At 61.0% G+C, this 22971-nt stretch carries 23 protein-coding genes; 15 read left to right on the top strand and 8 right to left on the bottom strand.

Annotated elements, in window-relative coordinates; genetic code table 11:
• Entirely contained in the window at window positions 1-492 is a 492-nt protein-coding gene (locus tag AC3ZVB_RS19175; protein ID WP_490147424.1) for a GNAT family N-acetyltransferase, read from the bottom strand.
• Between the two features lie 115 nt (window positions 493-607).
• Window positions 608-1513 carry a LysR family transcriptional regulator gene (locus AC3ZVB_RS19170; RefSeq protein WP_490147423.1) on the bottom strand — a complete coding sequence of 302 codons (906 nt, stop codon included), beginning with the start codon at window positions 1511-1513 and terminating at the stop codon, window positions 608-610.
• Window positions 1514-1615: 102 nt separating this feature from the next.
• Here AC3ZVB_RS19170 and AC3ZVB_RS19165 point away from each other — a divergent pair, with 102 nt between their 5' ends.
• Window positions 1616-2797, top strand: a complete 1182-nt coding sequence (locus AC3ZVB_RS19165; RefSeq protein ID WP_490147422.1) for an aspartate aminotransferase family protein — start codon at window positions 1616-1618, stop codon at window positions 2795-2797.
• A 3-nt stretch (window positions 2798-2800) separates the two neighbouring features.
• Here AC3ZVB_RS19165 and AC3ZVB_RS19160 read toward each other — a convergent pair whose 3' ends face one another.
• From AC3ZVB_RS19160 to AC3ZVB_RS19140, 5 genes are all read right to left on the bottom strand, one after another.
• Complete coding sequence (locus AC3ZVB_RS19160) at window positions 2801-3055, bottom strand: Txe/YoeB family addiction module toxin (protein ID WP_490147421.1); 255 nt, start codon at window positions 3053-3055, stop codon at window positions 2801-2803.
• Window positions 3052-3306, bottom strand: coding sequence for a type II toxin-antitoxin system prevent-host-death family antitoxin (locus AC3ZVB_RS19155; RefSeq protein WP_490147420.1), 255 nt, complete (start codon window positions 3304-3306; stop codon window positions 3052-3054). The genes AC3ZVB_RS19160 and AC3ZVB_RS19155 overlap by 4 nt, the downstream gene beginning before the upstream one ends.
• Window positions 3307-3580: 274 nt before the next feature.
• Window positions 3581-5518 (bottom strand): alkaline phosphatase D family protein, encoded by a 1938-nt coding sequence (locus tag AC3ZVB_RS19150; RefSeq protein ID WP_490147419.1) that lies wholly within the window; start codon window positions 5516-5518, stop codon window positions 3581-3583.
• 78 nt (window positions 5519-5596) lie between these two features.
• Window positions 5597-5851 carry a hypothetical protein gene (locus AC3ZVB_RS19145; RefSeq protein ID WP_162437370.1) on the bottom strand — a complete coding sequence of 85 codons (255 nt, stop codon included), beginning with the start codon at window positions 5849-5851 and terminating at the stop codon, window positions 5597-5599.
• Window positions 5841-6632, bottom strand: coding sequence for an MlaA family lipoprotein (locus AC3ZVB_RS19140; RefSeq protein WP_490147418.1), 792 nt, complete (start codon window positions 6630-6632; stop codon window positions 5841-5843). Before AC3ZVB_RS19140 ends, AC3ZVB_RS19145 begins: the two co-directional genes overlap by 11 nt.
• Before the next feature lie 166 nt (window positions 6633-6798).
• Between AC3ZVB_RS19140 and AC3ZVB_RS19135 the strand changes: the two genes are divergently transcribed.
• The 10 genes from AC3ZVB_RS19135 (at window position 6799) to AC3ZVB_RS19090 (ending at window position 15906) form a co-directional block, all read left to right on the top strand.
• Window positions 6799-7509: a response regulator gene (locus AC3ZVB_RS19135; RefSeq protein ID WP_194691306.1), complete on the top strand. Its 711-nt coding sequence runs from the start codon at window positions 6799-6801 to the stop codon at window positions 7507-7509.
• Window positions 7506-8852, top strand: a complete 1347-nt coding sequence (locus tag AC3ZVB_RS19130) for an ATP-binding protein (RefSeq protein WP_490147417.1) — start codon at window positions 7506-7508, stop codon at window positions 8850-8852. Before AC3ZVB_RS19135 ends, AC3ZVB_RS19130 begins: the two co-directional genes overlap by 4 nt.
• Window positions 8853-8922: 70 nt before the next feature.
• The gene (locus AC3ZVB_RS19125) at window positions 8923-9384 is read left to right on the top strand and encodes a hypothetical protein (protein ID WP_490147416.1); all 462 of its coding nucleotides are present in this window, start codon (window positions 8923-8925) and stop codon (window positions 9382-9384) included.
• A 142-nt stretch (window positions 9385-9526) separates the two neighbouring features.
• Window positions 9527-10507 (top strand): quinone oxidoreductase family protein, encoded by a 981-nt coding sequence (locus AC3ZVB_RS19120; RefSeq protein ID WP_490147415.1) that lies wholly within the window; start codon window positions 9527-9529, stop codon window positions 10505-10507.
• A gap of 13 nt (window positions 10508-10520) precedes the next feature.
• The gene (locus AC3ZVB_RS19115; protein ID WP_490147414.1) at window positions 10521-11369 is read left to right on the top strand and encodes a TauD/TfdA dioxygenase family protein; all 849 of its coding nucleotides are present in this window, start codon (window positions 10521-10523) and stop codon (window positions 11367-11369) included.
• An 87-nt stretch (window positions 11370-11456) separates the two neighbouring features.
• Window positions 11457-12509 carry a beta-keto acid cleavage family enzyme gene (locus tag AC3ZVB_RS19110; protein WP_162440904.1) on the top strand — a complete coding sequence of 351 codons (1053 nt, stop codon included), beginning with the start codon at window positions 11457-11459 and terminating at the stop codon, window positions 12507-12509.
• A 91-nt stretch (window positions 12510-12600) separates the two neighbouring features.
• Window positions 12601-13920, top strand: a complete 1320-nt coding sequence (locus AC3ZVB_RS19105; RefSeq protein WP_162440905.1) for an MFS transporter — start codon at window positions 12601-12603, stop codon at window positions 13918-13920.
• A complete protein-coding gene (locus AC3ZVB_RS19100; RefSeq protein WP_490147413.1) occupies window positions 13917-14579 on the top strand; it encodes a DsbA family oxidoreductase in 663 nt (220 codons plus the stop codon). Before AC3ZVB_RS19105 ends, AC3ZVB_RS19100 begins: the two co-directional genes overlap by 4 nt.
• Window positions 14576-14899 carry a Rieske (2Fe-2S) protein gene (locus AC3ZVB_RS19095; RefSeq protein ID WP_162440907.1) on the top strand — a complete coding sequence of 108 codons (324 nt, stop codon included), beginning with the start codon at window positions 14576-14578 and terminating at the stop codon, window positions 14897-14899. The genes AC3ZVB_RS19100 and AC3ZVB_RS19095 overlap by 4 nt, the downstream gene beginning before the upstream one ends.
• A complete protein-coding gene (locus AC3ZVB_RS19090; protein WP_162440908.1) occupies window positions 14896-15906 on the top strand; it encodes a YeiH family protein in 1011 nt (336 codons plus the stop codon). The genes AC3ZVB_RS19095 and AC3ZVB_RS19090 overlap by 4 nt, the downstream gene beginning before the upstream one ends.
• 199 nt (window positions 15907-16105) lie before the next feature.
• Here the strand turns inward: AC3ZVB_RS19090 and AC3ZVB_RS19085 are convergent, their stop codons facing one another.
• Complete coding sequence (locus tag AC3ZVB_RS19085) at window positions 16106-17122, bottom strand: AraC family transcriptional regulator (RefSeq protein ID WP_162440909.1); 1017 nt, start codon at window positions 17120-17122, stop codon at window positions 16106-16108.
• Between the two features lie 356 nt (window positions 17123-17478).
• Here AC3ZVB_RS19085 and AC3ZVB_RS19080 point away from each other — a divergent pair, with 356 nt between their 5' ends.
• The 4 genes from AC3ZVB_RS19080 to AC3ZVB_RS19065 all read left to right on the top strand — a co-directional run bounded on the left by AC3ZVB_RS19080 (window position 17479) and on the right by AC3ZVB_RS19065 (window position 22932).
• Window positions 17479-18045: an RBBP9/YdeN family alpha/beta hydrolase gene (locus AC3ZVB_RS19080; RefSeq protein ID WP_490147412.1), complete on the top strand. Its 567-nt coding sequence runs from the start codon at window positions 17479-17481 to the stop codon at window positions 18043-18045.
• Between the two features lie 123 nt (window positions 18046-18168).
• Window positions 18169-20172: a DUF1302 domain-containing protein gene (locus tag AC3ZVB_RS19075; protein ID WP_162440911.1), complete on the top strand. Its 2004-nt coding sequence runs from the start codon at window positions 18169-18171 to the stop codon at window positions 20170-20172.
• Window positions 20173-20213: 41 nt separating this feature from the next.
• Window positions 20214-21572 carry a DUF1329 domain-containing protein gene (locus AC3ZVB_RS19070; RefSeq protein WP_162440912.1) on the top strand — a complete coding sequence of 453 codons (1359 nt, stop codon included), beginning with the start codon at window positions 20214-20216 and terminating at the stop codon, window positions 21570-21572.
• 271 nt (window positions 21573-21843) lie between these two features.
• Window positions 21844-22932: a WD40/YVTN/BNR-like repeat-containing protein gene (locus AC3ZVB_RS19065; RefSeq protein ID WP_490147411.1), complete on the top strand. Its 1089-nt coding sequence runs from the start codon at window positions 21844-21846 to the stop codon at window positions 22930-22932.
• Window positions 22933-22971: the final 39 nt, after the last annotated feature.

Genomic DNA, 22971 nt, shown 5'->3' with positions numbered 1-22971 from the left:
TTACCCGTCGTTAAGGCGTTTGCCCATCTCAAACGCTCGCATTTCATACCCCAACGCTTCGTACAGGCGCCGGGCGGGGTCGTTGAATCCCCAGACGGTCAAACGCAGATCCGCAGCGCCCTGTTCGAGGGCCCATGTTTGTGCTTGCTGCATCAATGCTCGACCAATGCCCTGGCCCCTGCCTCGTTGGTCAACACAGACCGAACCGATTCTGCCCACCCGTTGCGGTTGCATTAACGGTCCTTTTGACTCGGTGACTTGTACGGTGATGAACCCGATGGCTACACCTGATTGTTCAGCGAGGAAGACGGCATGATTTTCCCCCTCGATGCTCGGTCGCCAGAAGTCGCCGTCGCGGGCGAAGTCGTCCGTTGATGGCGCGTAAATATCCGGCCGGTGCTCATGGTGAAGGCTGTTGAGTTGTTGGCCCAGTTCACAGATGGCAAGCAGGTCTTGCGAGGTCGCTCGACGATAGAAGGTAGGTGAAGTCATTGGCTGTCCTTAGCGGTTACATTGGGTGTTGCTCACACTTTCCAGTATTCAACATGGATGCTACCCCTGTCGATTCAGGCTTCAGCAAGACCCGTTCATTGCAAGGCTGACCTGCCTACTGCTTGCCCCATACCTGCATCGCGAATTCGACAAAGTGGCGCAGCTTCGGAAGGCGGTAGCGATCCTGAACGTAGATCAGGCTCATTGGGCGGCTCGGCAGTTGGTAATCGGGCATCAGCGCGACAAGTTTGCCGCTGAGCAGGTCTTGTTCTACCAGCGCGTCCGGCAGCATCACGATGCCCATGCCAGTGCGAGCCGCTTGGTGCAAACCTGCCGAGCTATTGATCAGCAGGGTGCCACTGACGGCTACCATGACTTCACCTTCCGGCCCGCTCAGGCGCCAGTTTTTAGACACGGAATGCCAGTCATCCCCGGCGGGATAGGCAAAGGACAGGCAGTCGTGGTGCTGGAGGTCTTCAGGGGTTTTCGGCACGCCCCGACGGGCCAGGTAGTCGGGTGAGGCGCACATCGTCAGGGTGTAGTCGATCAGTGGACGAGCGATCACGTTTGACGACTCGATGGCACCCAGGCGAAACGCTACGTCGAGGTTGTTTTCGAGCAGCTCGGGTCGCCCGTTGGAGAGCATCACGTCGAGTTTGACTTGTGGGTAACGCAGGGCAAATTCGCTCAGCGCCGGTGCGAGCTTTTCAGTGCCGAAGGTCAGCGGAGCCGTGATGCGCAACGTGCCCACGGGCGTGTCCTGGCTTTGTTCGGCCAGACGCTCGGAATCGGCCACCAGGCCCAATACTTCGAGGCAACGCTGATAGTAGGCCGTGCCGAACTCGGTCAGTCGCTGGCGTCGGGTCGTGCGATTGAGCAGGCGCACGCCCAGTCGTTTCTCAAGGGCGCGTAGGTGATTTCCCACCATGGTGGTGGACATTTCGCACTGGAATGCGGCGGCGGTCATGCTGCCGGATTCCACGACGCGCACGTAAACGGTCATTGCCTGGAACAAATCCATTATCAAGCCCAACTTTAAAATGATTGAAGTATTGCAGCGTTTATCCAATTCAGGTGGCTAACGATACTGCAAATACACCGACCATTGATGGAGCTTGATGCCATGACCGCCGCCTGCCTGATGACCACTTATCAACCACTGGCCTTGAGCTTCTGCAAAGGCCTGGGCACACGCCTGTGGGATCAGGCGGGCCGTGAATACCTCGATGCGGTGGCCGGGGTGGCGGTGACCAACGTCGGCCATTCTCATCCGAAAATCGTCTCGGCGATCAGCGAGCAGGCAGGCCTGCTGCTGCACACCTCCAATCTCTACAGCATCGACTGGCAGCAGCGGCTGGCGCAAAAACTGACCCGGTTGGCGGGGATGGAACGGGCGTTCTTCAACAACTCCGGCGCCGAAGCCAACGAAACCGCATTGAAGCTGGCGCGGTTGCACGGCTGGCGCAAAGGTATCGAACAGCCGATGGTGGTGGTCATGGAAAACGCGTTCCACGGTCGAACCCTTGGAACCTTATCCGCCAGCGATGGCCCGGCCGTGCGTCTTGGATTCAACGAGCTGCCGGGTGATTTCGTCAAAGTACCGTTCGGTGACCTCAACGCGCTGGATAAGGTGCAGCAGCGGTACGGTTCGCGCATCGTGGCGGTTCTGATGGAACCGATCCAGGGCGAAAGCGGCGTGCAACTGGCCCCCCCTGGCTATCTGAAAGCCGTGCGTGAACTCTGCGACCGGCGCGCATGGCTGTTGATGCTCGACGAGATTCAGACCGGGATCGGCCGTACCGGGCAGTGGTTTGCGTTCCAGCGTGAAGGCATCGTGCCGGACGTGATGTCCCTGGCCAAGGGGCTTGGTAACGGCATCCCCATTGGTGCCTGCCTGGCACGGGGTAAAGCTGCCGACCTGTTCACGCCGGGCAGTCACGGCAGCACCTTCGGTGGCAATCCTTTGGCCTGTCGTGTCGGGTGCACGGTGCTGGAGATCATCGAAGAACAAGGGCTGCTGGAAAACGCCGCAGTGCAGGGCGAACGGTTGCTCGCCAGATTGTGCGCCGAGCTGGCAGACAACCCGAATGTGCTGGCCATCCGTGGACAAGGCTTGATGATCGGTATCGAACTCAAGCAGCCAATCCGCGACCTGACCCTGATCGCCGCTCGGGATCACGGCTTGCTGATCAACGTGACACGGGGCAAGACCATACGCCTGCTGCCGCCGCTGACGATTGATGAGCGGGAGGTGGAGATGATTGTCAGAGGGGTGTGTCGGGCGGTGTTGTCAGCCCAAGGTTGAATTTCAGTAGTGATATCGGCACATCACGACTCGGAGTTCACCATCTTCCACCGTGTACACCAAGCGATGTTCTGCCGTGATTCGCCGCGACCAAAAGCCGCTCAAGTTGTGTTTGAGCGGCTCCGGTTTTCCAAGCCCGCCGAACGGCTCGCGCTGGATGGATTTGATCAACAGGTTGATTCGCTTTAGCCCTGTCTTGTCATTTTGCTGGAACCACAAATAGTCGTCCCAACCTTCAGGTGTGAACTCAATATTCATTCTTCAATGAGTTGCCTGGTTTTGGTTTTTCCCGCGCGCGAATTCGCGATCGATTTGATCAGGCGCTCGGCGTTGGCGGGAGAGCGCAGCAGATACGCTGTCTCTTCCAGCGCGTTGTACTCCGCCAGGGACATCATCACTACCGGCTCACCTTTTTGGCGAGTCACCAGCAGCGGGGCGCGGTCTTCATTTACTCGATCCATGGTTTCGGCCAAGTGCGCCCGAGCGGTTGTGTAGTTGATGGTCTGCATAGTGTTTTCCTCGCCTGAAGCAAAGAACGTACAGAAATGAGTACAGGGTGACAAGGTAATACCTCTGAATGGTCGTTACATAACGGTGGTGTTATGCAGGGACTGAAGTATCGCCGAGTGGGCGTCGAGACGTTTCCGTAACCGATGTAGGCCCGTTCCGATAATTACGCCATCTAACAAGGGCGCTCCCCAAGGCTTTCCACTAACCGCGCCAGATAGCCATCAGTTCGGGTACCAACTTGCTCCGTGCGAACATACGTATCCTTGTTTGAAACTAAAGAGGTGACTCGGCCTGTTCGTCCACCGGCGCAACCATCCGGGTCTTTGGCAGACCGTTTGAGTTGTGCTGATAGATGCCCTGCGGCTGGCCCTTTTCATTAAAGAACACCTGGCCGATCCCCGCCGAGTTCCACAACCGCTCACCCGCTTCGGCGTGCTCCGGAACATGCGGAACAATGCGCATGCGCCGGCGCTTGGTCAGCCAGTTCAGCGGCGAGCGCGGGGAATAGAGCCAGCGGTTGAGACGGTCGAACCACTCCAGCAGCGTCGGCGGAAATTCATTCTTGATGCCACTGCTGGTGATCTGCCAGATACGCGGGCCAGCCTTGCGGTGGCGGATGAAGACTTCGTAGACGAAGGAATAGTGCACATCTCCCGACAGCACCACGTAGTTACCCGGCGTTCGCGAGTGGCGGAAAATGTTCAGGATCACCTGGGCAGCACCGCGATGGGCCATCCAGTTTTCCGCATCCACCAATAGCGGATACCCGCACCAGCTGAAGACTTTCTGCACGGTTTCGATCAACTTGACGCCGAAGATGGGCGCAGGCGAAACGATGATCGCCGAGGGATAGTCCAGCAATTCCTGCTGCAGTTCGCTGAGGGCTTCCCAGTCCAGCAGGCCCGAGGGTTGCTTGAGGTTCATCTCGCTGCGCCAGCGTCGGGTGCGGGTGTCGATGACCACCAGCGCAGGACTCGTCGGCAGTACGTAGTGCCAGTGCTGAAACTTCAGCAACTCATCGATCAAAGCATCCTGCACCGGGCTGTCGAGATAGCCGTCGTGGCCGGTCGTACTGAAGCCATCGGTCTTTTCCAGCAGCGTGCCGAACGCATCGGGATTGTTGCCCCAGCCCTGGCACAGCATGTAAGCAATCAGCGCGTTACCGATGATGCGTTTGGAGAACGGATGGCCGTAGGCCGTTTCCTCCCATTGCGCAGAAAGATTCCAGTCATCGGTAATGTCGTGATCATCGAAAATCATCAGGCAAGGCAAGTGCGCGAAGGCCCGCGCGACACCGCCCAGACCGGCCTTGAAACCGTCGATGCGCGTCTGTTCCAGCGCGTAACGTTTCTGTCGTTCGGGGTTGAGTTGCGGTGGTGTGGGGGCGATCAGGGTCCAGGGTGTCGGCGACCACACCAGGAGGTACATCGCCATGACTTCGGCGAAGGTCACCAGGTGGTTGTCGGCACTGCTGCTGGTGAAAATCGGTTTGCGCGCACCGCCGAAAAATCGCTCGCGCAACGTCTCGTTGCTCTCTAGCGCCGGTAACAAATCCGCGCGGTGGTAATAACTGGCCGAGTGCTCATAGAGCTTGGCGCTGTCGCTGACCACCGCCCCTTCAAGGTGCTCGCCAAACAACCCCAGCCGTTCAATCAGCGCATGGATGGCGCGCAACATGGGGCCGGCGACGTCGTCGGCGTACACCTGGTCGCCGCTCATCATCAACAGGGCCGGGCGTTCCGTGGCTTCATGGGTTGATGCCAGCAATTGATCGACGCAGAGCAAGCCGTCGGTGGCGGGGTGATGGGGTTTGCGACAAGAGCCATGCAGCAACTGATCGATCCGCGAACGCAGCACGAAATTCGGACAGCGTGCGTCGCCATACAGCAGATGCGGTGCCCACTCGGCGATCCCGGTGGCGGCGTCGTCGATCAGCAGGTCGTACTCGATCAACGTGTCCCAGGGCAGGGCGGTGTCCAGTGGCACATCGATCAAATGAACGAAGGCATGACGACCGACAGGAATGATCGTGCATTGTCCGGCGTCGAGGCGAATATCGCCGACATCCTGCAGACGCAACGTCAGCCCCAACGCCCGGGTTCCTACGAGCCACAGCACCAGCCGCGCAGGCTCCAGCCGCCGCAACAGCGGTCCGGCCAGAACCGGTGGCAGTAATTGATCAGCGTCGGGCAGGGGCAAAGACATGGACATCCGGATTCGTCGTACACAGAGGCGCAGGATAATAGCGCAGGTGATGTCAATGAATTGCAAACGCTTGCACGGCAACCGTCATCGTGGCGAATTGTCCGCTTTCACCACGTCCACCTCGCCATTCGCCACTAACCAGCGAAACAAATCACTCACCGACACTGTATGACTGCGTTCAATCCAGCGCACCAGCGCCGGGCCGTAATGCTCGGTGTAGCGGCTGAGCACCAGGTGTCGACAGTCGTCTGACAGGCGCAGGGTGATTTCCCGACAGTGCAGGGTGGACGGGTCCTGCCGCGTCACCCGCTGTTGCAGCACCACGCTTTCAGAAGCCATCGGCGGGCGCTCCTGTGCACTGGGAGGTGGTTTTGTCCGGGGAACCTCGTTGGCCATCGACGACGAAATCGGCGCGATGCTCGGCGACCACGTTACGCAGCGCGCTGTAGTAGTCCGGCAGTTTTTGCAGGCTGTCGGTCAGCGGCAAGGCTTCTGCGCGTCCATCGATGGTGCCGCCGACCAGGTTGACGGTGGACAGTGTCTCAACAGTGTCGCTGTTGCTGCCGAACGGATCGACCACAAAGCTCAACACACGTCCGGCCGCGTCGCGGCTGTTGGAGGTGCCGAGCAAAGGCAGTTCGACGATCGGCCCGTTGGCGATGCCCCACACGCCAAAGGTCTGGCCAAAGTCCGCTTTGTGCCGCGCAATGCCGACTTTGCCGGAGACATCGATCAACCCGACCACACCGACGGTGGTGTTCAGCGCGAAACGCCCCAGGGTATTGACCGAACGCATCGGATTGCCTTGCAACAGGTCGTTGATGAAGACCTTGGGCTCGCCAAAGTTCGCCACAAAGTTATGCACACCCGTCTGGAAAAAATCCGGCATGTAGCGGTAGCCGCGAGCGACCGGCGCTAACGCATAATCGTCCACCACCCGGTTGAACGCGAAGACCCCGCGATTGAACGGCTCCGCCGGGTCGTAAACGGTGTAGGCGATGTCGGCGCAACCGACATCAGCGGGGGGTGATGGCTGGCTGCTGCAACCCGCCAGCCCGGCGGTGAGCATGGCAATCGAGGTAGTGCGGACCAGCCAGGGGGTACATCTCAAAGGCAACATGAACGCAAGTCTCGTGAGGAATTCGCTGCGATGCTGGCCCCCGAGCCTTGCGCAAAGATGTCCGGTTTATTGCGCCGTTGACGCTTTATTGCAGAATTGAAATATATGACGCGCTGCCGTGAATGGTTTTAGATGGCGGTTCTATTCGGCCCTTAAGTGACCTTCGGTGAACAGCCTTTTAATTGTCGACGACGACCTCGAAGTCCTCGATCTGCTGAAAAAATTCTTCGTGCAGCACGGCTACAGCGTCCAGGTTGCCACCGACGGCGCGTCGTTGTGGGCCGCCATCGAGCGACAGCCGCCGGACCTGATCATTCTTGACGTCATGTTGCCCGGCGACAGCGGGCTGATCCTGTGCCAGCAACTGCGCATTCGCCACACGATTCCCGTGATCATGCTGACCGCCATGGGCGAGCTCAGCGACCGGGTGGTCGGCCTGGAGCTGGGCGCCGACGATTACCTGACCAAGCCGTTCGACGCCCGCGAATTGCTGGCCCGGGTGCGTGCGGTGCTGCGTCGGGTGGACGAACGCCGTCCCGTGATTCAGGAGCGCGCAAGGCCGCTGATCGACTTCGCCGACTGGCACCTCGACGTCACGCGCCGTGAATTACGTTCCCCGGACAACGTGATGATCCCGCTGTCGGCGGGCGAGTTCGACCTGTTGCTGGTCTTCATCGAACACCCGCAACGCATCCTCACCCGCGAACAATTGCTCGACCTCGCGCGGGGGCATTGTCATGACGCGTTCGACCGCAGCATCGACGTGCAGGTCAGCCGACTGCGGCGCAAACTCGAGTCGGATACCAAGCGCCCGGCGATGATTCGCACCGTGCGCAATGGCGGTTACCTGTTCACCCCCAGCGTGACGCGGCGATGAACTGGCTGAGGCGACTGCGCCGGGACACCGTGGCGGGCTGGATCGCCTTGACCATCATCCTGGCCATGCTCATTTCATTGGCGCTCAACGGGCTGTTCATTCAGTTGGCCGGTGTCTGGGCGCGCCCGCCGCTGACCGAAATCGGCCTGCTGGAAAAGGCCGCCGCCATCACCCGGGTCATTGATTCCGCCCCGGCAGCGTTGCGCAGTCAATTGGCGCAAGCCGCCAGCGAAAAGGGCTTCACCGCCAGTTGGCACCCCGATCGACGCGAGCTCGATCTGCCGCCGCCGGAAGACCCGGATTCTGAAATCGGCATGAGCATTTTGCGGCCATTGCTCAACTCCCCTGATCGACGCATCGAAGCCTACGAGCCGTCTGACTGGACCGAGCACCCGGCCAATGCGCATTACGCGCTGCTGATCGAGCTGTCGGATTCGACCTGGCTGATGTTCTCGGCGCCTTCACGCAGTTGGGGGCTCGACGAAGCGCCGCGTTACCTGATCGTCATCCTGCTGGTGCTGATCTCCACGGCGCTGGTCGCCTTGATCGCCACCCGCCGCCTCGCCACACCCTTGCAGCGCTTCGCCGAGGGCGCCCGGCGCTTTGGCGTCGACTTCCGCGCCCCGCCCATCGAACCCCTCGGCCCCCAGGAAATCCGCCAGGCCATCCTCGCCTTCAACGCCATGCAGGCCCAGTTGCAGCACTTCATCCGCGACCGAACCCAAATGCTCGCGGCCATCTCCCACGACCTGCGCGCGCCCCTGACGCGGATGCGCTTGCGGGGTGAATTCATTGAAGACGGCGAGCAACAGCAACGGCTGTTTCGCGACGTGGATGAGATGCAGGCGATGATCAATTCGGCGCTGGAATTCTTCCGTGATGACGCGCGGCTTGAACCGGCGACCCAGTTCGATTTGGCTGAACTGTTGCAAACTCTGCTGGATGATTATCGCGATCAAGGTGTCGACATTACCTTCAGCGGGCCACTGCGGCTCGTGTACTTCGGGCGGCCGCTGGGGCTCAAGCGGGTGATGACCAACCTGCTGGACAACGCGATCAAGTACGGCAAGGAACCGGCCATTGAGCTGATGTCCGATGCCGGCCAGGTGCGGATCAACGTGCTGGATAGCGGGCCGGGCATTCCCCAGGCCAGTCTTGAGCAGGTGTTTGCGCCGTTCTTTCGCATGGAAGGCTCGCGCAATAGAAGCACGGGCGGTGTGGGGCTGGGATTGTCGGCGGCGCGGGCGATTGTGCTGGAGCATGGCGGCGAATTGAAACTCAGGAATCGACCGAAAGGCGGCTTGGTAGCGGCGGTGGTTTTACCGGTGCAACCCGGTGCATGATTCGGGCTACAGTGATCTATCCAGACACCTTGCGAGCGCTCGGGAAGGCGCTGACCAACGGAGAGCATCCATGAACAAATTCATCCTGCCGGCACTGGCCGTTTTGCTGTTTGCGCAATCCCCGGCCTATGCCATCAACGACAAATACCGCAAACAACTGGAGCAATCGGGCTGCACCCAGGTCAGCGAAGCCCAGGGCTGTGATATCCACAAGTCCAAGGCTGAAAACGCCAAGGCCGGGTTCAGCAATCCGCAGGCACCTGCCGCCGACAGCGCCAATCCACCAACCCCTTACGCCGGGCAATGGGTCGCCAAGAGTGACACTGGCGCGACCGTCGCGACCATCCGTATCGACGCCAGGGAGAGGGTTTGGGTCAACGGTGAACGGGTCAACGCCAAACGCACCGACGGCGCGCTGCAGTTCCGCCAGGGCAAGCTCACCTTCACCATTCAGGGGGATCGGCGCCTCAAGGATGAAGACTATTGGACCGACAGCGATGCCGGGACCAAAGGCCCGATTCAGGTCGAGTAGCTCTGGCCGACAGGCCAGGTCTGTCATCAAATGAAAAGCCATTGTCGTCTGATGAGAAGCATCTCAACAGGCCTCGACCTACAGTCCAATCAGCGCAATTCGATGCAACACGCCCATATTGCAGATTGGAGAATAAGAAAAAATGGCCAAAGCCGTACGCTTCTACGAAACCGGTGGTCCCGAAGTTCTACGTTATGAGGACGTCGAGGTCGGCGATCCCGGTCCTGGCCAGGTTCGTCTTCGTCATGTGGCGGTCGGCCTGAACTATGCCGACACCTACTTTCGCAACGGCACCTACCCGATTCCGATGCCCAATGGCATGGGCGTCGAAGCGTCGGGTGTCGTCCAGTCCGTTGGCGAAGGGGTGACCAACGTTCAGGTGGGGGATCGTGTCACCTACACCGGTTTTCTCAACACCCTCGGCGCCTACAGCACCGAACGCCTGATCTCGGCCGAGCCGCTGATCAAACTGCCGGAAACCATCAGCTTCGAAACCGCCGCCGCGATGACCATGCGTGGCTTGACCTCGTCGTACCTGATGCGCCGCATCTATGACTTCAAGGCCGGCGACAGCATCCTGTTGCATGCCGCCGCCGGGGGCGTTGGCCTGATCGTTTCGCAGTGGGCCAAACTGCTGGGGCTGAACGTGATTGGCACCGTATCGACTGAACAAAAAGGCGAAATCGCCAAGGCTCACGGTTGCGACCATGTGATCAATTACAGCCATGAAGACGTCGCTTCGCGCGTTCGTGAACTGACCGACGGTGTCGGCGTCAACGTGGTGTTCGACAGTGTTGGCAAGAACACCTTCGCCGGCTCCCTGGACTCGCTGAAACGCCGTGGCCTGATGGTCTGCGTCGGAACGGCCTCCGGCCCGATCCCCGAGTTCAACCCGGTGTTGCTGGCAATGAAGGGCTCGCTGTTCATGACGCGCCCGGCGCTGGCCGACTACATCGCCGACCCGGCGGAAAAAGCCGCCCTGGCCGGTGAATTGTTCGACCACGTTGGCAGCGGCCGGATCAAGATCGAGATCAACCAGCACTACGCTCTGCAAGACGCCGTGCAGGCCCATCGCGATCTTGAATCCCGCAAGACTACCGGCTCGTCAATCTTCGTCATTTAAGGAGCTGCCAGCCATGAAAGTCGAACAATTGACCTGCAGCATTGGCGCCGAACTGATCGGCGTCAACCTGGCTGACGCGGTGCACGACAACGACCTGTTTGCCGAAATCCGCGCCCAGTTGCTCAAGCATCGCGTGGTGTTTCTGCGCGATCAGGACATCACTCGCGCCGAGCACGTGGCCTTCGCCCGGCGTTTCGGCGAGCTGGAAGATCACCCGGTGGCGGGCAGCGATCCGGAGCATCCGGGCCTGGTACAAATCTACAAGCGCCCCGACCAGCCGGCAGACCGCTACGAAAACTCCTGGCACAGCGACGCCACCTGGCGGGAAGCGCCGCCAATGGGCTGCGTACTGCGCTGCGTGGAATGCCCGCCAGTGGGCGGCGACACCATGTGGGCCAACATGGTTGAAGCCTATGCGCGCCTGCCTGAAGACGTGAAGGTGAAGATCGCCGACCTGCGCGCCCGCCACAGCATCGAGGCCAGCTTTGGCGCCGCCATGCCGATCGAAAAACGACTGGCACTCCGGGAGAGGTTCCCGGACGCCGAGCATCCGGTGGTGCGCACGCACCCGGAAACCGACGAGAAGGTGCTGTTCGTCAACGCCTTCGCCACGCACTTCAGTAACTACCACACCCCGGCGCGGGTTCGGTTCGGCCAGGACGCCAATCCCGGCGCGAGTGAGCTGCTGCGCTACCTGATCAGCCAGGCGTACATCCCCGAGTATCAAGTGCGCTGGCGCTGGAAGCCCAACAGCATCGCCATCTGGGACAACCGCAGTACCCAGCACTACGCCGTCATGGATTACCCGCCGTGCCATCGCAAGATGGATCGCGCCGGGATCATCGGCGACAAGACTTACTGATTCAACGCCTCTGCATTAGCTCTCGTAAACACGCCTGCCCGGTGCGACCCCGGGTGGGCGGGACAATCATAAGAACTGGAGTAAACCATGCAATTCTTCGACGATTCCCTGCACCCCGAAAACATGGAAAAAGTGGTCATCACCGTGGCCCCTTACGGCCCGGAGTGGATGCCTGAAGACTTCCCTGAAGACATCCCGCTGACCATGGATGAGCAGGTCCAGAAAGCAGTCGATTGCTATGAAGCCGGCGCCACCGTATTGCACCTGCACGTGCGGGAACTGGATGGCAAGGGCTCCAAGCGCCTGTCGAAATTCAACGAGCTGATCGCCGGTGTGCGTGAAGCCGTGCCGGACATGATCATCCAGGTCGGCGGCTCGATTTCCTTTGCCCCGGAAAGCGATGGCGAAGCGGCCAAGTGGCTGTCCGACGACACCCGCCACATGCTGGCCGAGCTGACGCCGAAACCGGATCAGGTCACGGTGGCGATCAACACCACCCAGATGAACATCATGGAGTTGCTGTACCCGGAGTACCTAAAGGGCACTTCCCTGGATAACCCGATGATCCACGCCGCCTACAGCGAAATGACCGTACCGGCCGGCCCGGCCTGGGTTGCCGAGCACCTCAAGCGCCTGATGGACAACGGCATCCAGCCGCACTTTCAGCTGACCGGCATGCACGCCCTGGAAACCCTTGAGCGCCTGGTGCGCCGAGGCGTCTACAAGGGCCCGCTGAACCTGACCTGGATCGGCATCGGCGGTGGTTTCGACGGCCCGAACCCGTTTAACTTCTTCAACTTCATCCACCGCGCGCCGGACGGTTGCACCCTGACCTCCGAGTCGCTGCTCAAGAACGTCATGCCGTTCAACACCATGTCGATGGCCATGGGCATGCACCCGCGCGTGGGCAATGAAGACACTATCATTGATCACAAGGGCGACCGTTTCGGCTCGGTGGCGCAGATCCAGCAAACCGTGCGCATTGCCCACGAACTGGGTCGTGAAATTGCCACCGGCAAAGAAGCCCGCGAGATCTATCGTATTGGCGTTCAGTACGAAACGATCGAGCAAACCCTGTTGGCTAACGGTATGGCCCCGAACCGCAAGGCCGGGCAAAAAGGTGTGCCGCAACGCGGCTGACCGACACGGTGAACGAGCGGCCGTGACCGCTCGTTCGCCGTATAGCGACACGCTTGATAAAAAAAATAAAACGAAGCTCTGAGGAGGCTGCATGGCCTTTCACACAATCGCCGCCGACGATGACGACGCAGGTTGCGTCGGCGTTACGCGCCAATATGCCTGGATCGTCTTTGCCTTGACGTTCGGCCTGTTGATTTCCGATTACATGTCGCGTCAGGTATTGAACGCGGTGTTCCCGCTGCTCAAAAGCGAGTGGGCGCTGAGTGACGGTCAGCTCGGTCTACTCAGTGGCATTGTCGCCCTGATGGTCGGCCTTCTGACGTTTCCCCTGTCGTTGCTGGCGGACCGCTTCGGCCGGGTCAAGAGCCTGGCGCTGATGGCGTTTTTGTGGAGCGTCGCGACCCTGGGCTGCGCATTGGCCCAGGACTATCAACAGATGTTCATCGCGCGATTCATGGTCGGCGTTGGCGAAGCGGCCTATGGCAGCGTCGGCATCGCGGTGGTGATTTCGGTGTTCCCCAAACACATGCGCGCCACCCTGGCGAGTGCCTTCATGGCCGGCGGCATGTTCGGTTCGGTACTGGGCATGGCCTTGGGCGGTGCGATTGCCGCCAAGCTGGGCTGGCGCTGGTCGTTCGCCGGCATGTCGTTGTTCGGGCTGGTGCTGGCGATGCTGTATCCGCTCATCGTCAAGGAAGCGCGCATCGCTCCGAAGCGTGTGGCCAAGGCCGTTGCCGAGGTCAAGCGACCGCTGCGCACGTTGTGGTCCAGCCGTTCGGTGGTCGCCACTTACGTCGCCAGCGGCTTGCAGTTGTTCGTCGGCGGCACGGTGATGGTGTGGATTCCCAGCTACCTCAACCGCTACTACGACATGCCCACGGACAAGGCCGGCGGCATGGCGGCCATCATCGTGTTGTGCAGCGGTACGGGAATGATTCTGTGCGGCATCCTCAGCGATCGCCTGTGCCGTCACTCGCCGGAGCGCAAGGTCAGCCTGGCCATCGGCTTTTGTCTGGGCAGTTGCCTGTTGCTGTCGGCGGCTTTCGCTTTGCAGGCGGGGCCGGTGCAACTGTTGCTGATCTGCCTGGGCATGGCGATTGCCACCGGCACGACCGGCCCTTGCGGCGCGATGGTCGCCAACCTGACCCATTACTCGGTGCACGGCACGGCGTTCGCCACGTTGACCCTGGCCAACAACATGCTGGGGCTGGCGCCGGGACCGTTTATTACTGGCCGGGTGTCCGACCTCATCGGTCTGCATGCCGCGTTTCAACTGGTGCCGCTGGTGAGTCTCGCGGCTGCCGCGGTGTTCTTCTACGCCAAGTGCCATTACCACAAAGATATTGCCCGGCTTCAGGGACAGAGCGTCGCTCATCCCGTCGGCGAAACCGGGTTAGAGGTGAAGTTGTGAGTCGTCGTTTAGAGATTGATGTGTTTTTCGATTTTATCTGCCCCTGGTGCCTGATCGGCAAACGTCAGCTGGAGCATGCGCAGGTGCAGTTTCGCAGCCGCCATCCGGATGTGCAGATCAACACGGTGTGGCATGGCGTGCAGTTGTTGCCGCAGCTGCCTGCGGAGGGTGAGCCCTTCGCCGACTTCTATCGCAAGCGCCTGGGCAGTGCCAGCGCCATGACCATGCGCCAGGCCCAGGTGCAGCAGGCTGCCAGCGCCGTTGGACTGAACATTGATCTCAGTCGCATCGAGACGATGCCCAACACCGCTGACGCCCATCGTATGTTTGAACGCGTCAGCGCGCTGGGCAATGTGGCTCAGCGTGAAATGTTGCTCGAACGGCTGTTCGCCGCGTATTTCCTCAGGCGCGAAAACCTGGGTAACCGTGAAACCTTGAGCGCCATTGCCAGCGCCTGCGGCATTGAAGCCGCACGGGTGATCGATTGCCTGAAGGGCGACGGCACGCCTTTTGAAGGATCCCCCGGTGCCACCAGTGGCGTACCGAGTTTCCAGTTCGATCGCCGCGTGACGGTGATCGGTGCGCAACCGGCTCAGGCTCTGCTCGGGGCCATGAACGAAGCGCTGAAGGAAAGCGAGCGCGAGCGTCAGTCGGCATGACCCGGCGCATACCCGTACCTGCCGGGAAACACCCGCAGGCCGGTGGTCGAGCGCTGTTCGAATTCGAAGACAAAAGCCTGGCGTTGTTCAACGTCGATGGGCAGTTGTTTGCCATTGATGACAGTTGTCCGCATCAGGGGGCTTCGCTGTGTGGCGGGCGTCTGGAGGGGCGGGTGATTCAGTGTTGCGCCCATGGGCTGCGCTTCAATTTGCACACGGGTTACCTGCTCAATTCCACCCAGGTCAAAGTCAACAACTACCCGGTCGAGATCATCGACGACCAGGCGTTTATCGTCATTACCGAGGAGTCCGCGCCATGAGCGCCATTGCGCTGACCCGTCTCCACAGTCGCACGCGCGAACTGGTGCCGGGTTTTATCGTCAGCTTGATCGTGGCGGCCGCCGCGTCGTTTTTGTCCGAGCACTACGGTGCGCCGGTGATGTTGTTTGCCTTGTTGCTTGGGATGGCGCTGAACTTCCTCGCTGACGATGGCCCGTGCAAGGCCGGTGTCGAATTCACCGCGCGCACGGTGCTGCGTATTGGTGTGGCGCTGCTGGGCATGCGCATCACCCTGGAGCAGATGGCAGCGCTGGGCTGGAAGCCGATTGCCCTGGTGGTGATTCTGGTGGTGGTGACCATCGGCGCTTCCGTGATCGCGGCCAAGGCGATGGGGTTTCAACGGTTGTTCGGCATGCTCACCGGCGGCGCAACGGCGATCTGCGGTGCTTCGGCTGCATTGGCGCTGGCGGCGGCGTTGCCGAATCATCCACAGAAAGAGCGGGCGACGTTGTTCACGGTGATTGGCGTTTCGGCGTTGTCGACCCTGGCGATGATTGTCTACCCGATGATTGCCAACTGGCTGGAATTGTCGCCGCAGGTCGCGGGGGTGTTCCTTGGCGCGACCATCCACGATGTCGCCCAAGTGGTCGGTGCCGGGTACAGCATGTCGACCGAAACGGGTGATACGGCGACGGTGGTCAAGCTGATGCGTGTTGCCATGCTGCTGCCGGTGATCGTCACCGCGGCGATGATCACCCGCATGCAAGGTGCCGATCCGACAGGAAAGCGACCGCCGTTGCTGCCGTGGTTTGCGGTCGGGTTTCTGATTCTGGCCTGCATCAACAGCACCGGCTGGATCGCCCCGGCGGTACAGGGTTCGGTCAATGAACTGTCGCGCTGGTGCCTGGTGGTTTCGATCAGCGCCCTAGGTATGAAGACCCGCCTGAAAGAGCTGGCGTCGGTCGGCATCAAACCGATCCTGCTGATGGTGGGGGAGACTGTGTTTCTTGTGGTGCTGGTGCTGCTGTTACTGCGGTGGGGCATGTAACAACCCCTTGTAGCAGCTGGCGAAGCCTGCGTTCGAGGACGCAGTCCTCGTAAAACCGGGGTTCGCGGTGCATCGGCAAGACGACTGCTACGCAGCCGAACGCAGCCTCGCCGGGGCTCGGCAGCTGCTACAGGGAATGCATTTCAATTCGCTCTTTACGGCGTCTGTGCCAGCAGTCGCCGTTTTTTTTTGCCGTGAATCAAGTCGGTTTTGTACCGGCCTGTTTTTGTGCGCGCCAGGTGGCGGGCGGCATGCCGAACTGGGTGATGAACCAGCGGGTGAAGGAGCTGGCCATGGAGTAGCCGAGCATGTCGGCGATGCGGCTGAGGGGGTAGTTCGGGTTGTCCAGGTAGCGCAGCACCAGGTCGCGGCGCACGTCGTTGATCACATCGTTGAAGGCGCAGCCATCATCCTTCAGACGTCGCTGCAGGGTGCGTACGTTCATGCCCTGGCTTTGGGCGACCTGCTCGATGGTGGCGCGGCCCATGGGCAGCAGCAGGTAGATGGCCTTGCGCACCTCGAACAGCATCGAGGCGCCTTCATGGCCTTGCAGCGAGTCGAGGTAGCTCTGGGCATAGCGGGCCATGGCCGGGTCGGCATTGGGGTTGGCCATGTCGAGGCTGGTGTCGGGGCAGACGATGCCATTGAACTCGCTGCCGAATTCCAGCTTGCAGCCGAACAGTCGTCGATGCAGCTGCAGGTTGTCCGGCGGCTGGTGCATGAAATTGACGCTGTAGGGATGCCAGTGCGACCCGAGCAGCGCGGCGCACAGGCGGAACATCACGCCAATCGCCAACTCCGTGGCCTGGCGGCTGGGCATGGGCGTTTCAGTGACCACCTCTTCGCGAATGATCACCATCTTGCCGGCCTCTTCAATGAAGATGGCCAGCGAATTGTTCATCAGGTGCCGGTAGTGCAATACCACCTGCAAGGCATCGCGCAGGGTGCGTTGGTGGCTGAGCAACAGACTGACCACGCCGAAGTCCGAGAGCTGGCGTGATTCGGCCATGCTCAGGCCGAAACTCTGGCAGCCACTGGCCGCCGCTGAGCTCTCCAGCAGACGCACGGCGGAATCGATGGGGATGCGGCTTTCAGGCGCTTGCAATTGGGCCTTGCTCAGGCCGACGTCAGCCATGACATCGCGCGGGTTGAATCCCAGGTACTGGGTGACCTCCAGGTAGTTGGTCAGTACAGCTGCGCGAACAAGCTTGGGCATGCGTGGGTTTCCCTGGGCCGATGACGATTGGCGTGAGCGTGGCGACTATATCCAGCGCATCGTCCGTTGAACAGTTGCGCTGTTGCCGATGGTTCGTCAGTCGCCCCGTCGCCAATGAGCGGCGCTGCGGTGAGCAGTCGAGCCTCATCCGTTGATTACAGTGACCCTGCGCCCACCCGCGGGGTTTTTCGACCAGCGGTCAGCGCCGCTGAAGTGTCCGACAATCTGTCATGAAAAGAAAAGTGGCTGACGTCCAATGTAAAGCACCCCGAGTGGCCGCTCTCTAATGTCGACCCTACAAAAAGCCCCTGGCGAAAACAGCCAGTCGAGATATCGAGAAAGCGAAGGTGTTGACCGTGGACAAATTGCAAACCGCCGCCACCGTTCTGATCGTACCGGGTCTGCGCGAGCACGTTGCCGAGCATTGGCAAACGCTGCTGGAAGCCAGGCTCGCCAAAGTACGCAGCGTTGCGCCGCTGGAGACCGATAAGCTCGACTGCATGGCGCGCGTGCGGGCGATCCAGCACGAGCTGGAGCAGATCGACGGTCCGGTAATCCTGGTTGCCCACAGCGCCGGCGTACTGATGGTTGCGCACTGGGCGGCGCATTTCAGCCGTCCGATCAAGGGCGCGCTGCTGGCCGCGCCGCCGGACCTCGATGCCGTCTGGCCGTCAAACTACCCCTCTTCCGAAACCCTCAGCCACCACGGCTGGAACCCGTTGCCTCAACGCCCGTTGCCGTTTCGCAGCATCGTGGCCGGCAGCACCAATGATCACCTCGCCAGTTTCTCCGCCGTGACCCGCATGGCTGAAAACTGGGGTGCCGAATTGCTCGATCTGGGCGATGTCGGTCATCTCAATCCGGCCGCAGGATTTGGCCACTGGGCGCAAGCCGAAGCACTCATCCTGCAACTGGATCGTTAGAACAAGGAGCTGGACTGGCAGTACGCCAACCGGCATTTGCCCTCATTCCTTAAACGCAAACCCGAAGAGGATTGCGTGAGGGCGGCTGCGCTAAAAACAAATAAAAAAAGGCGGAGACACGCAATGCACAACAAAAAGAGTCACGGGTTCACCACTTCACGCTACACCTTGCTGGCCTCGGCCATTCTTGCGGCTATGGCGCCAATGGCCCATGCGGGCGAGATCGAGACGGGTAACCCGGACTGGAACGTTCGCCTGGATAACACCGTCAAGTACAACTATGGCGTGCGCACGGAAAGCGCCGACAAACGCATGTTGGCCTCCCCGAACAACAACGACGGTGACTACAACTTTCGCAAGGCCGGGACCAACATCACTAACCGTGTCGACCTATTGACCGAGATGGATGTGGTCTACCAGAACCACATGGGCTTTCGCGTCAGCGCCGCCAGTTGGTATGACAAGGCCTACGAAAACACCGGGTCCAACTCCAACCCGTTCGTCAACGGCAACGGTTCGACCTCCGGCCTGATCGCCAATGACCCGCGCCTGGCAGGTGTGACCAACGACAACGTCGGCACTGGCAGCCCGCACCTGAGCAACTACGCCCGGCGCTACTACAACGGCCCGTCCGGCGAAATCCTCGACGCCTTCGTGTTCTACAGCACCGAAGTGGGCGAAGAGTCGATGCTCAGCGTCAAAGCCGGCCAGCACAACGTGTTCTGGGGCGAGACCATTCTCAACCCGGTGCACTCGATCAGCTACGGTCAATCCGGCCTCGACCTGGCGAAGCTTGCAGCGTCTCCCGGCACCGAAGCCAAGGAGCTGTTCGTCCCGCGCAATCAGTTGTCGATGACCTTCACCGTCAACCCCGAACTGACCGTGGGGGCTCAATACTTTCTCGATTGGGACGCCGCGCGCCTGCCGGAAGCGGGCACCTATTACGGCGGTTCCGACCTGGTGGGTACGGGCGCGCAGTCGTTCCTGCTGGGCAACACCAACGGCGTGGTGCCGGGCAGCCCGCTGGGTTGCGGACTGGCGCCGTGCAACGGCTTGACCAACGTGCGTCGCGGCCATGACCTGACGCCGGACAAGCGTGGCGACTGGGGCATCATGGCCAAGTGGTCGCCGGTCTGGCTCGATGGCACCCTCGGCGTCTACTACCGCGAAACCTCCGAGATCCTGCCGCAAGCCTGGCTGGATGCCCGCGGCCTGAGTTCGGCCAACCCCAACGGCACTCGTCCGGCAGGGCAAGTGCCGGCGGTGATCAACACCCTCAACTCGCTGAACTCCGCGACCTATCAACTGGCCTATGCCGACAATATCAAGATTGTCGGCCTGAGCCTGTCCAAGGACGTGGGTGGCATTAGCGTGGGCTCGGACCTGAACGTGCGCCACAACATGCCGCTGGCCAGTATTCCGGCGATCGTCAGCACCAACAGCCCCTTGGGCCTGGGTCAAGGGCTTGGCTTGTTGCCAGCGCGAACCGCCGCCACCGGCGTGGTCTACGACACCCCGGGAAAAGGCGACAGCATGGCCGCCACCGGCGACACCTTGCACTGGACGCTCAATGGCCTGATGACCATGCCGAAAACCCCGTTGTTCGATTCCGCGACCCTGCTCGGCGAGCTGTACTACAGCAACTTGCTCAAGCTCGATAGCAAGAACGAGGCGCTCTACAAGGGCAAGTCCAGCTATCGCGGGATCGACGCGCCGACCCGGGACAACTGGGGCATCGCGGTCAACTTCACACCCACCTGGTACCAGGTTTTTCCTGGTGTCGATCTCAACGCGCCAATGTCCGTCAACGTCGGTCTTGATGGTGTGTCACCGGTCTCCGGTGGCGGTGCCAAAGACACCGGCAACTACGCGGTCGGCCTCGGCGCCGTTGTGTACAACAAATACTTTGTCGACCTGAAGTACGTGGACTCTTTCGGCAAGACCGACAAGTGCAACGTCAGCGGTGTCAGCACCGGTCCGAACGGTGGCGACGGTTCCACCCCGAACGCCTTTAGCGGCAACGAAAACTACGCCTGTTACGCCGGTGGCTACTCGGCCTTTTCCGGAGGGGGTGCCACGACCGAGGACCGTGGCGCCGTGTACCTGACGATGAAAACCACTTTCTGATTCACCACTGATTTGCTCAATGCAAGCAGGAGAATAACAAGATGAAATTCGCACAAACCGTGTTGGCCGCCTCTCTGGCCATGGTCCTTGCCGCTCAGGCACAGGCCGTCGTTTCAACTCAGGACGCTGCTAAACTGGGCACCAGCCTGACCCTGGTGGGCGCCGAAAAGTCCGGGAACGCTGATGGTTCGATCCCGGCCTACAGCGGTGGCTTGACCACCGCGCCGGCCGGTTTCAAAGCCGGCGACAGCATGCGTCCGGACCCGTTTGCCAATGAAAAACCAGTGCTGGTGATCGATGGCAAAAACGTCGACCAGTACAAGGGGCTGCTCAGCGCCACCACGGTGGAACTGGCCAAGCGCTTCCCGACGTTTCGGGTCGATGTGTTCCCGACGCACCGCACTGTCTCGTTGCCCCAGGCCATTCTGGATAACGGCGTGAAGAACGCCAGCGGCGCCAAATCCCTGGAAGGTGGTTTGGCCATCGATAACGTGCTGCCGGGCGTGCCGTTCCCGATCCCTCAGACGGGCAACGAAGCGATGTGGAACTTCCTGCTGCGTTATCAGGGCGTGAGCATCAACTCCAAGTACGACTCGTGGAACGTCGACTCGGCTGGCGTACCGAGCCTGGCGATCACCGGGCAGGCGTTCATTTCCTACCCGATCTACGAAAACCTGACGCAGCCGATCAGCAGCGCCGACGTCTACTACCAGATGAAGCTGTCGTACACCGGCCCGGCGCGCCGTGCGGGGGAGGCGATCATGCTCAAGGACGCGGCCAACCCGCTGCAGCAGCCACGCCGCGCCTGGCAGTACTTGCCGGGGCAACGTCGGGTGAAACTGGCCCCGAACCTGGCCTATGACACGCCGAACCCGGGCACCGCTGGCGCGGGCACTTACGATGACGTGTTCGTGTTCAACGGTGCGCTGGATCGCTACGACTGGAAGCTGGTGGGCAAGCAGGAAATGATCGTGCCCTACAACACCTACAAGCTGACCTACGCCCAGGACCCTAAATCGCTGACCAGCGCCAATCACCTGGCACCGGATTTCGTGCGCTGGGAAAAACACCGCGTCTGGGTCGTCGAAGGCACCCTCAAGGCCGGTGCTCGCCACATCTACGCCAAGCGCCGCTTCTACCTCGACGAAGACAGCTGGACCGCTCTGGCCTCGGATCAATACGACGCCCGTGGTCAGCTTTATCGCGGTTCCTTTGCGTTCCTCAGCCAGAGCTACGACAAGCAGGTGCCGGACTCCACGCCGTTCATGATCTATGACCTGGTGGGCGGTTCGTACAGCATCAATGGCGTCGTCGGCCCGTACGGCGGCATCAAGTACATCGACCCGCTCTCCAAGGCGCAGTGGTCGTCGGAATCCCTGGCCGGCGCCGGTATTCGATAAGCCGTGACGCGGTAATGCTGTTCACTTGGATGATCTTCAGAGAAGCGAAATTCTGTGGTGAGGGGATTCATCCCCGTTGGGATGCGCAGCAGCCCCAAGACCAGCACACGCGGTGTACTTGATACACCTCGGTAGCAGCATTTGGGGCTGCTGCGCAGCCCAACGGGGATAAATCCCCTCGCCACAGTGAACAGCAATCTGCGCGGCGCCAGGTTTCAACGTCAGGCACACGGACGTGTGTTCCGGCGCGGTTTTCCGAAGAGGGTGCGGTATGTGTACGTGTAAAAATTATGTGCAGATGGTGTTGGGCATCGTGCTCGTCCTGTCGCAGGGCGTCGCCCAGGCGGCCGCTTATGTCGATCTGCTGGACCTGCCTGCCAAGGTCAGCGCCCTGGCGATCAACAGCCCTTTGTCCGGCATGACCCGCGCCGGCGAGCGGGTGATTACTGTGGGCCAGCGTGGCCATATTCTGTTTTCCGATGATGCCGGCCAGCACTGGCAACAGGCGGCTGTGCCCGTCAGTGCCGACCTGACGGCGGTGAATTTCCCCACCACCACCCAAGGCTGGGCGGTGGGCAATGACGGCGTGGTGTTGCACAGCGGCGATGCCGGTGCGACCTGGGCCAAACAGCTGGACGGCCGTCAGATCGGCGACCTGCTGGTCAACCATTATTCCGCGTTGGCCGCTGCCGAACCGGGCAACGAGCAATGGCCGTTGCTGGTCGCCGAGGGCCAGCGCATGGTCGAGCAGGGCGCGGACAAACCGCTGCTCGATGTCTGGTTTGCCAACGACAAAACCGGCTACGTGGTCGGCGTCTTCAACCTGATCCTGCGCACCGACGACGGCGGCCAGACCTGGACGCCGTTCCAGGACCGCACCGACAACCCGCAGGGTTTCCACCTCAACGCCATCGCCTCCACAGGGGACGCGTTGTACATCGCGGGCGAGCAGGGCCTGTTGCTGAAATGGGACGACAGCGCCCAGCGTTTCAACGCTGTACCGACGCCGTATCAGGGCAGCTTCTTCGGCGTCCTCGGCAAGCCCGGCGAAGTGCTGGTCTACGGCCTGCGCGGCAACGTGTTGCGCAGCTCCGACGGCGGCCAGCGCTGGACCGCCCTCAACACCGGTCTGCACGTCAGCATCACCGCCGGCCTGATCGATGCCCGTGGCCACTACCGCCTGTTCACTCAGGGCGGGCAGATGCTGGTCAGCCAGGGCACCGGTGCGCAGTTGCAGCTGGTGCGCAAGCCCGCACGCACACCAGTTTCCGGTGCCGCTCAGTCCGCCGATGGCGCACTGGTACTCGCCGGTAGCCGTGGCGCCCTGACGCTGGCCGCCGACCCAGCCCTCGAACCCTAAGAGCGAGAACCCAGACATGGGCACTATCAAACAAGACGC

The organism is Pseudomonas sp. MDV22-iso1 (genome assembly GCF_058145095.1).
Note: the sequence above shows the minus strand (reverse complement) of the source record. Positions and strands in the feature narration are given on the sequence as shown.